At 62.7% G+C, this 10,454-nt stretch carries 7 protein-coding genes; all 7 read left to right on the plus strand.

Annotation, left to right across the window (positions count from 1 at the left end; translation table 11 throughout):
- Positions 1–89 precede the first annotated feature (89 nt).
- The 7 genes from betI to dbpA all read left to right on the plus strand — a co-directional run bounded on the left by betI (position 90) and on the right by dbpA (position 10,263).
- A complete protein-coding gene (gene betI / locus CAG25_RS22565) occupies positions 90–683 on the plus strand; it encodes a transcriptional regulator BetI (protein WP_011336305.1) in 594 nt (197 codons plus the stop codon).
- A 108-nt stretch (positions 684–791) separates the two neighbouring features.
- Positions 792–2,264 carry a betaine-aldehyde dehydrogenase gene (gene betB / locus CAG25_RS22570; RefSeq protein WP_064599979.1) on the plus strand — a complete coding sequence of 491 codons (1,473 nt, stop codon included), beginning with the start codon at positions 792–794 and terminating at the stop codon, positions 2,262–2,264.
- Between the two features lie 107 nt (positions 2,265–2,371).
- On the plus strand, positions 2,372–4,075 hold the full coding sequence (gene betA, locus CAG25_RS22575; RefSeq protein ID WP_064599981.1) for a choline dehydrogenase: 1,704 nt from the start codon (positions 2,372–2,374) through the stop codon (positions 4,073–4,075).
- Positions 4,076–4,362: 287 nt separating this feature from the next.
- Positions 4,363–5,805 carry a TldD/PmbA family protein gene (locus tag CAG25_RS22580; RefSeq protein WP_085612998.1) on the plus strand — a complete coding sequence of 481 codons (1,443 nt, stop codon included), beginning with the start codon at positions 4,363–4,365 and terminating at the stop codon, positions 5,803–5,805.
- On the plus strand, positions 5,805–7,142 hold the full coding sequence (locus CAG25_RS22585; protein WP_085612999.1) for a TldD/PmbA family protein: 1,338 nt from the start codon (positions 5,805–5,807) through the stop codon (positions 7,140–7,142). The genes CAG25_RS22580 and CAG25_RS22585 overlap by 1 nt, the downstream gene beginning before the upstream one ends.
- A 186-nt stretch (positions 7,143–7,328) precedes the next feature.
- Complete coding sequence (gene mdtD / locus CAG25_RS22590) at positions 7,329–8,756, plus strand: multidrug transporter subunit MdtD (protein WP_039767988.1); 1,428 nt, start codon at positions 7,329–7,331, stop codon at positions 8,754–8,756.
- A 121-nt stretch (positions 8,757–8,877) separates the two neighbouring features.
- Positions 8,878–10,263, plus strand: coding sequence for an ATP-dependent RNA helicase DbpA (dbpA, locus tag CAG25_RS22595; protein WP_007959732.1), 1,386 nt, complete (start codon positions 8,878–8,880; stop codon positions 10,261–10,263).
- The last annotated feature ends 191 nt before the right edge of the window (positions 10,264–10,454 follow it).

A 10,454-nucleotide genomic window follows, 5' to 3' on the forward strand; every position in this document is an offset into this window, starting at 1 on the left:
TGATTGAACGTTCAATCAAAACAAAATAGACTGGCCCTCAATCCGATAGGCGTCATTCGCCCGTCGGAAGGCCTAAGGAGATGTGCAAGATGCCCAAGGTCGGTATGCAACCCATCCGCCGCCAACAACTGATCGAAGCCACTTTGCAGGCGGTTGATCAGGTCGGAATGGGGGACGCCAGCATTGCGCTGATCGCCCGTTTGGCCGGTGTCTCGAATGGCATCATCAGTCATTACTTTCAGGACAAGAACGGCCTGATTGCCGCCACGATGCGGTATCTGATGAGCGTCCTCAGCGAGAACGTCACCGCGCGCCGTCAGGCGCTGGCAGACAGCAGCCCCCGGGCGCATCTGCAGGTGATCATCGAAGGCAACTTCGACGCCAGCCAGGTCAATGGCCCGGCAATGAAAACCTGGCTGGCCTTCTGGGCCACCAGCATGCACCAGCCGTCTTTGCACAGGTTGCAGCGGATCAACGATCACCGTCTGTATTCCAACCTGTGCTGCGAGTTCCGCCGTGTGTTGCCGCTCGAAGATGCGCGCACCGCCGCCCGTGGACTGGCAGCTCTGATCGACGGCTTGTGGTTGCGCGGCGCGCTGTCGGGAGACGCTTTCGACACTGCGCAGGCGCAACAGATCGCTTACGAATACATGGATTTCCAATTGGCCAAGCAGGTGAGCTAGAGCACAGAGAAAACGCTCGGCCCCTGAACTGTCACCGACCCGCGATGCCACAGCTATATGGCTCACCCGGTGACCAACGCCAACCACTAATGCACTTGCGAGGACACTATGGCCCGTTTCGAACTGCAAAAACTCTACATCGATGGCGCGTACTCCGACGCCGGCAGCGATGCCACCTTCGAAGCCATCAACCCGGCTAACGGTGAAGTCCTCGCACTGGTGCAACGTGCGACCAAGGAAGACGTCGAGCGTGCTGTGGTCAGCGCCGAAAAGGGCCAGAAAATCTGGGCCGCGATGACCGCCATGGAGCGTTCGCGCATCCTGCGTCGCGCCGTCGACATCCTGCGCGAGCGCAACGATGAACTGGCAGCCCTGGAAACCCTGGACACCGGTAAAGCCTTCTCCGAAACCAAGTATGTCGACATCGTCACCGGCGCCGACGTGCTGGAATACTACGCAGGCCTGGTACCCGCCATCGAAGGCGAGCAGATCCCGCTGCGTGACACTTCCTTCGTCTACACCCGTCGCGAGCCGCTGGGCGTTGTCGCCGGTATCGGCGCATGGAACTACCCGATCCAGATCGCCCTGTGGAAATCCGCGCCAGCCCTGGCGGCCGGTAACGCGATGATCTTCAAGCCAAGCGAAGTCACCTCGCTGACCACCCTGAAACTGGCCGAGATCTACACCGAAGCCGGCGTTCCGAACGGTGTGTTCAACGTGCTGACCGGCAGCGGCCGTGAAGTCGGCACCTGGCTGACCGAGCACCCGCGCATCGAGAAGATCTCCTTCACCGGCGGCACCGACACTGGCAAGAAGGTCATGGCCAGCGCTTCGGCTTCGTCGCTCAAAGACGTGACCATGGAACTGGGCGGCAAGTCCCCGCTGATCATCTGCGACGACGCCGACCTGGATCGCGCCGCCGACACCGCCATGATGGCCAACTTCTACAGCTCCGGTCAGGTCTGCACCAACGGCACCCGCGTGTTCGTGCCGAGCCACCTGAAAGCCGCTTTCGAAGCCAAGATCGTCGAGCGCGTTGCGCGCATCCGCATCGGCAACCCGGAAGACGAAAACACCAACTTCGGCCCGCTGGTCAGCTTCCCGCACATGGAAAGCGTGCTGGGCTACATCGCCAAGGGTAAAGAAGAAGGCGCCCGCGTTCTGTGCGGCGGCGAGCGTCTGACCGACGGCGAATTCGCCAAGGGCGCGTTCGTGGCTCCAACCGTGTTCACCGACTGCACCGACGACATGACCATCGTCCGTGAAGAAATCTTCGGCCCGGTGATGGCGATCCTGAGCTACGAAACCGAAGAAGAAGTGATCCGTCGCGCCAACGACACCGACTTCGGCCTGGCCGCCGGCATCGTCACCCGCGACCTGAACCGCGCGCACCGCGTGATTCATCAACTGGAAGCCGGTATCTGCTGGATCAACGCCTGGGGCGAGTCCGACGCAAAAATGCCGGTTGGCGGTTACAAACAGTCGGGCGTCGGCCGTGAGAACGGCATCAGCTCGCTGAACAACTTCACTCGCATCAAATCGGTACAGGTCGAGCTGGGCGATTACGTCTCGGTGTTCTAAGACCCGCCATTGTGTGCTGCCCGCGAAGCCGCCTTCGCGGGCAAGCCCGCTCCCACAAGGGAAGCGCTGGCTGTCTGACCTGACCAACTTCAAAGAGGGTGCATCCAATGTCCCAAGAATTCGATTACATCATCGTCGGTGCCGGCTCTGCCGGTAACACCCTGGCGACCCGTCTGACTGAAGACGAAGGCGTCACCGTCCTGCTGCTCGAAGCCGGCGGCCCGGACTACCGTCTCGACTTCCGCACGCAGATGCCGGCAGCCCTGGCATTCCCGCTGCAAGGTCGTCGCTACAACTGGGCCTATGAAACCGATCCGGAGCCACACATGGACGGCCGCCGGATGGAATGCGGTCGCGGCAAGGGCCTCGGCGGTTCCTCGCTGATCAACGGCATGTGCTACATCCGCGGCAACGCAATGGACTACGACGGCTGGGCGAAACTGCCAGGTCTGGAAGACTGGTCGTACCTCGATTGCCTGCCGTATTTCCGCAAAGCGGAAACCCGCGACATCGGCCCGAACGACTACCACGGTGGCGACGGCCCGGTCAGCGTGACCACGCCGAAAGCGGGCAACAACCCGCTGTTCCACGCCATGGTTGAAGCCGGCGTGCAGGCCGGTTACCCGCGCACCGAAGACTTGAACGGCTACCAGCAGGAAGGCTTCGGCCCGATGGACCGCACCGTGACGCCGAACGGCCGTCGTGCTTCCACCGCCCGTGGTTACCTGGACGTGGCCAAGAAGCGTTCGACCCTGACCATCGTCACTCACGCCCTCACCGACAAGGTTCTGTTCGAAGGCAAGCGTGCCGTTGGCGTGCGTTACCTGGTCGGCGCGGCTGAAGAGCGCGTTGAAGCCCGCGCCCGCAAGGAAGTCATCGTCTGCTCCGGCGCGATCGCCTCGCCGCAACTGCTGCAACGCTCCGGCGTCGGCCCGGCGAAACTGCTGGAAAGCCTCGACATCCCGGTGGTACACGATCTGCCGGGCGTCGGTGAAAACCTGCAGGATCACCTTGAGCTGTACCTGCAATACGCCTGCACCCAACCCGTTTCGCTGTACCCGTCGCTGCTCTGGTACAACCAGCCGGCCATCGGTGCCGAGTGGCTGTTCAACGGCACCGGCATTGGCGCCAGCAACCAGTTCGAAGCCGGCGGTTTCATCCGCACCCGTCCGGAATTCGAGTGGCCGAACATCCAGTACCACTTCCTGCCAGTGGCGATTAACTACAACGGCAGCAACGGTGTGAAAGAGCACGGCTTCCAGGCGCACATGGGTTCCATGCGTTCGCCGAGCCGCGGTCGCATCCAGGTCAAATCCAAGGATCCGCGCCAGCACCCGAGCATCCTGTTCAACTACATGGCCACCGAGCAGGACTGGCAGGAATTCCGCGACGGCATCCGCCTGACCCGTGAAATCATGCAACAGCCTGCACTGGACGCGTTCCGTGGCCGTGAAATCAGCCCGGGCATCGAAGTGCAAACCGATGAGCAGCTGGACAAGTTCATCCGCGAGCACGCCGAAACCGCGTTCCACCCGTCCTGCTCGTGCAAGATGGGCACCGACGACATGGCGGTAGTGGACGGCGAAGGCCGCGTGCATGGCATGCAGGGGCTGCGTGTGGTCGATGCGTCGATCATGCCGATCATCACCACCGGCAACCTGAACGCTCCGACGATCATGATCGCCGAGAAAATCGCCGACAAGATCCGTGGCCGCCAGCCGCTGCCGCGCAGCAAGGCGCCGTACTACGTCGCTGGCGATGCGCCGGTGAAAGGCAAGCCGATGCGTGATGTGAGTGCTGTTGCTCAGTAATTCAGCTACACCGCATCAAGGCTAATCGCTGGCAAGCCAGGCTCCCACAGGGTTTTGCGTCGTTCACAAATATTGTGTTCAACAGAAAACCTGTGGGAGCCTGGCTTGCCAGCGATGAGGCCCTATCATTCAGCACAAATCTCCCCGCTACACAGTAAATCCCCCTACCCCCCCTCTTCACTTGATCCTACCCCCTCGCAGGCCTACTCTAGTCCTCGCCCAATCGTTTCACCCCCTCCCCGCCGAATTCGCGTCACCGCTGCTCCCATAACAAGGAGGTTCCCCTGATGTTCGATTTCCACCCCCAGCTCAAGCAGCGCTTCGCTGCCTTGCGCACGGGCGCCGAATTTTTTTCCCTGCGGTATGTGCGCGAATCCGGGCAGTACCTGTCGGTGCGCAAGAACGTCGCCGAACCGCCGAGCCTGAGCCGCGACGAAGGCGCGATGCTGACTGTCCGGGTCAATGGCGTCGAGGCCTACGCAGCGACCAATGACCTGTCGCAACAAGGCCTGCAAGCCGCTCTCGAGCGTGCCGAGCAACAGGCCCGGCGGCTCAAGCCCCATGCCCTGCTCGACCTGAGCCAGCAGCCGGTTTCCAGCGACCGCGCCGATTACTTTTCACCCAATCTCGAACAACCCTTCCCGTCCCTGAGCGAATGCTTCGAGCTGCTCGGCGCGGAATCCGCCTCGGTGCCAAGGGATGAGCGCCTGGTGAATTGGCAAGTGAGCATCGGCATCACCCACGTCGAACAGATCTACCTGAGCAGCGCCGGCGCCGAATTGCGCCAGGCCCAACGCTTCGTCTACCCGAGCCTGGACGTCACCGCCTACGACGGCAACGACAGCCAGACCCGCAGCCTCGGCCGCGAGAACTTCGGCCAGCAGGGCGGCGCCGACGTAATCAACCGTTGCGGCCTGATCGGTGCCGGCCCGCAAGTCGCCGATCAGGCGCTGCAATTGCTGCTCGCGCCGAACACCCCGCAAGGCCCGCGCGACCTGCTGCTGATGCCCGACCAGATGATGCTGCAGATCCACGAATCCATCGGCCACCCGCTGGAGCTCGACCGGATTCTCGGCGACGAGCGCAATTACGCCGGCACCAGTTTCGTCAAAGCCGCGGATTTCGGCAGCCTGCAATACGGCTCGAAACTGCTCAATGTGACGTTCGATCCGGACATTCCCGAAGAACTGGCGAGTTACGGTCACGATGACGACGGTTCCAAAGCCAGCAAACAATTCCTGATTCGTGAAGGCCTGCTGGTCCGTCCGTTGGGCGGTGCCCTGTCACAGTTCCGTGCGGGTCTGAACGGCGTCGCCAACAGCCGCGCCTGCAGTTGGAACCGACCGCCGATCGACCGCATGGCCAACCTCAACATCGAGCCGGGCGACCAGTCGCTGGAGCAACTGATCGGCGGTATCGAAAACGGCATTCTGATGAGCACCAACCGCTCATGGTCGATTGACGATGCACGCAACAAATTCCAGTTCGGCTGCGAATGGGGCCAGTTGATTGAAAACGGCGAACTCAAGGGCGTGGTGAAAAACCCGAACTACCGGGGTATTTCCGCGCACTTCTGGAAGAGTCTGCGCGCCGTCGGCAACGCCGCCACCACCCAGGTGCTGGGCACGCCGAACTGCGGCAAGGGCGAACCGAACCAGGTGATCCGCGTCGGCCACGCTTCACCGGCCTGCGTGTTCAGCAATGTTGATGTGTTTGGGGGAGACGCCTGATGAGTATTTCCAAGAGCCAGTCCGAGGCGTTCAAGCTGCTGGTCAACTGGCTGCGCGATGCCGTGCGCGAGCCGGAACAGTTCACCCTGAGTTACGACGCCGAATCGTCGGCCTTCGTCCGTTTCAACCACGCCAAGGTGCGTCAGGCCGGGCAAGTTCAGCAAGCCGGTATCGGTCTGAAACTGATCGACGACGGTCGCCATGCTGACCTGCAGATCACCTTGTCCGGCGATCAGGAAGCCGACCTGCAACGCCTTGCCGAAGGCCTGCAACAGCTGCGTGAAACCCTGCCGCTGCTGCCGCAGGATCCGTACCTGTTGCTCAACCACAACGGCTGGCAGAGCCAGAGTGTGCAGGAGCATCCGCTGCCGGACACCGAGCAGGTCGTGGCGCAAATCGCCCAGGCGGCCGAAGGTCTGGATCTGGTCGGCTTCTATGCCGCCGGCCCGATCAGCCGTGGTTTTGCCAGTTCTTCCGGGGCGTTCGGCTGGCATCAGGCCAACAGCTTCAACTTCGACTTCAGCCTGTTCCACGAGAACGGCGAAGCGGTGAAGGCCAGCTACGCCGGACATGACTGGAACAGCGAAGACTTCGCCCGCCGCTTCCAGCAGGCCCGCGAGCAACTCGAGTTTCTCGGTCGACCGCTGCGCACCTTGCCGCCCGGCCAGTACCGCGCCTATCTGGCACCGGCGGCGCTGGAAGAAATCATGGGCATGTTGTGCTGGGGCGGTTTCTCGGCGCAGTCGATTGCCAGCAAGAGCAGCCCGTTGCAGAAGCTGTATGCCGGCGATCAGGCGTTCAGCCCGCTGGTGTCCCTCGATGAAAAAGTCAGTGGTTCGCTAAGCCCGGCGTTTTCCGGCGAAGGTTACCCGCGCAGCGATCTGCGGCTGATCATCGAAGGTCAGGCCGGCGAGCAACTGGTCGGTTCGCGCAGCGCCGCCGAATACGGCCTGACCGCCAACGGCGCCGGCGGCGGTGAATCGCCCAGCGCGCTGAACATGGCCGCCGGCGACTTGTCCCAGGCCGAGATCCTCAAGCAGTTGGGTACCGGGTTGTATATCAGCAACCTTTGGTACCTGAACTTCTCGGACCAACCGGCGGCGCGCCTGACCGGCATGACCCGATTTGCCACGTTCTGGGTGGAAAACGGCGAGATTCAGGCGCCGGTCAGCACCATGCGTTTCGACGACAGCGCCTACAGCCTGCTGGGTTCGCAGCTGGAAGCGTTGACCGCCGAACGTGAGTTGCTGCTGTCGGCGAGCACCTATAGCCAGCGCAGTACCTCGTCGGCGTTGTTGCCCGGGGCGCTGGTGAGCCGTTTGACCCTGACCCTGTAACCCCCGGATCGGCGGAACACCGCAGATCTACTGTGGGAGCGGGCTTGCTCCGGGCGGCGATCCGACGAAGAGGCCACTTCATTCAACATTGATGTCGACTGATTTACCGCTTTCGCGAGCAAGCCCGCTCCCACATTGACCGTGCTCGACCATGGATATGCATTAACCCCAACCACAAGAGGTTCCATGCCCAACCGCCCGCCTCTCGACGCCATCACCGCCCGCTGGTTGCCATGGGTCGTCGCCATCGCTTTCTTCATGCAGTCCCTCGACGGGACCATCCTCAACACCGCCTTGCCGGCCATGGCCCGGGACCTGGCCGAAGACCCGCTGCGCATGCAGGGCGTGATCATCGCCTACATGCTCACCGTGGCCCTGCTGATCCCGGCCTCGGGCTGGATCGCCGACCGCTTCGGCACCAAGAAGATCTTCTTCGGCGCAATCCTGCTGTTCAGCCTCGGCTCGCTGCTCTGCGCCTTGTCGAGCAGCCTGAGCATGCTGATCGGCGCGCGCGTGATCCAGGGCCTCGGCGGTGCCCTGATGCTGCCGGTCGGACGTTTGGTGGTGCTGCGCGCCTACCCGCGCTCGGAACTGGTGCGGATCATGGGCTTCATCACCATTCCCGGCCTGCTCGGCCCGCTGATCGGCCCGACCATGGGCGGCTGGATGGTGGAATACCTGACGTGGCACTGGATCTTCCTGATCAACCTGCCGGTCGGCGTCATCGGTTGCTATGCGGTGTGGAAGTTCATCCCCGACCTGCGCGGTACCGAGCGCACGCGTTTCGATAGCCTGGGGTTCCTGCTGTTCGGCGCGGCGATGGTGCTGATCACCATCGCCATGGAAGGCCTCGGCGAACTGCACCTGCCGCACCTGCGAGTGATGCTGTTGCTGTTCGGCGGCATGGCCTGTCTGGCGGCGTACTGGCTGCGCGCCGGGCACATTGAAAACCCGCTGTTCGCGCCGTCGCTGTTCAAGACCCGCACCTTCGCGGTCGGCATCCTCGGCAACCTGTTCGCCCGCCTGGGCAGCGGCGCCCTGCCGTTTCTGGTGCCGTTGCTGCTGCAAGTGGCGCTGGGTTATTCGCCGTCCCAGGCCGGGATGAGCATGCTGCCGCTGGCGGCTGCGGCGATGGTCGCCAAATGGGGCGCGCGGCCGCTGATCGAGCGCCTGGGCTATCGCATCGTGCTGACCGGCAACACCCTGTTTCTGGGGATCATGCTGGCGAGCATGGGGCTGGTCAGCGAGCAGACGCCGTACTGGCTGCTGCTGTGCCTGCTGGCGGTTCTCGGGGCGATCAACTCGCTGCAATTCACCGCGATGAACACCGTGACCCTGATCGACCTCGACGACGCCAGCGCCAGCAGCGGCAACAGTTTGCTGTCGGTGGTGGCGCAGTTGTCGCTGAGCCTTGGCGTGGCGTGTGCCGGTGCGCTGCTCGGCGGCTTTACGGCGGAGATCGGCAACGATGGCGTCGAGACCGTGTTGGGCGCTTTCCAGCTCACGTTCGTGACCGTCGGGATCATGGCGATGCTGGCGGCGACGATTTTCTCGCAGCTCTCGAAAGAGGACGGACGGCGCGCCAAGCGCCGGGAGGAACACATCGAGCATTGACCGGGGTCTGCGTGGCGAGGGTACCGGCCCTCGTCACAGGCTTTGCGTTCGTCCAGAACTTTCGAGGAAAGTGGCCAGAGGCTGCTACACTGCGCGACATTTTGTTTTGCAGGCCAGTCCCGTGACCACCATCGCCACCGCTTTTAATACTTTGCCGCTGTCCGCCGCCATGCTGGCTAACCTCGACTCCCTCGGTTATGCCCAGATGACGCCGATCCAGGCGCAGAGCTTGCCGGTGATCCTCAAGGGGATGGACCTGATCGCCCAGGCCAAGACCGGCAGCGGCAAGACCGCCGCGTTCGGCATCGGCCTGCTGAACCCGATCAATCCGCGCTACTTCGGTTGCCAGGCGCTGGTGATTTGCCCGACCCGTGAGCTGGCCGACCAGGTCGCCAAGGAAATCCGTCGTCTGGCCCGTGCCGAAGACAACATCAAGGTCCTGACCCTGTGCGGCGGCGTGTCCTTCGGCCCGCAGATCGGCTCGCTGGAGCACGGCGCGCACATCATCGTCGGCACCCCGGGCCGCATCCAGCAACATCTGCGCAAGGGTTCGCTGGTCCTCGACGGCCTCAACACGCTGATCCTCGACGAAGCCGACCGCATGCTCGACATGGGTTTCTACGACGCCATCGAAGACATCATCGAACAGACCCCGGCCCGCCGTCAGACCCTGCTGTTCTCGGCGACCTACCCGGTGGGCATCAAGCAGCTGGCGTCGAAGTTCATGCGTGATCCGCAAACGGTGAAAGCCGAGGCGTTCCACGACGACACCCAGATCGAACAGCGCTTCTACGAGATTTCCCCGGAAGAACGCATGAGCGCGGTGACCAAGGTCCTGCACCACTTCCGTCCGGCCTCCACCGTGGCGTTCTGCTTCACCAAGCAGCAAGTGCAGGAAACTGTCGATCACCTGACCTCCAAAGGCATTTCCGCCGTCGGCCTGCACGGCGACCTGGAACAGCGCGACCGCGATCAAGTACTGGCGATGTTCGCCAACCGCAGTACTTCGGTACTGGTCGCCACTGACGTTGCCGCCCGTGGTCTGGACATCGATGCACTGGACATGGTGATCAACGTCGAACTGGCCCGCGACTCGGAAATCCACATTCACCGCGTCGGCCGTACCGGTCGTGCCGGCGAGAAAGGCATCGCGGTCAGCCTGGTGGCGCCGTCCGAAGCGCACCGCGCGCAAGCCATCGAACAACTGCAGAAAACCCCGCTGAACTGGGATCAGGTGGATAACCTCAAGTCCCAGGGCGGTGCCCCGCTGCAACCGCCGATGAGCACGCTGTGCATCGCTGGCGGCCGGAAAGACAAGGTACGTCCGGGCGACATTCTTGGCGCACTGACCGGTGAGGCCGGGATTCCGGGCGCTCAGGTCGGCAAGATCGCGATCTTCGACTTCCAGTCCTATGTAGCCGTTGAACGCACCGTGGTCATGCAGGCGCTGCAGCGCTTGAACAACGGCAAGATCAAGGGCCGTTCGCTGCGCGTTCGGGTCTTGTAAACGATCTACCATCCAAAGTAGATCCTTGTGGGAGCGGGCTTGCTCGCGAAAGCGGTCACTCAGGCGACATATGTGTCAACTGACACACCGCCTTCGCGAGCAAGCCCGCTTGTATGTTTAGACTTGAAGGGGTGGGCGGGACTAAAAGCTCGATTCCGACTCTAGCCAGTACGGACCGTGGGAGACTTCTC

Source organism: Pseudomonas sp. B16(2017), assembly GCF_002113205.1.
Taxonomy (GTDB): domain Bacteria; phylum Pseudomonadota; class Gammaproteobacteria; order Pseudomonadales; family Pseudomonadaceae; genus Aquipseudomonas; species Aquipseudomonas pharyngis.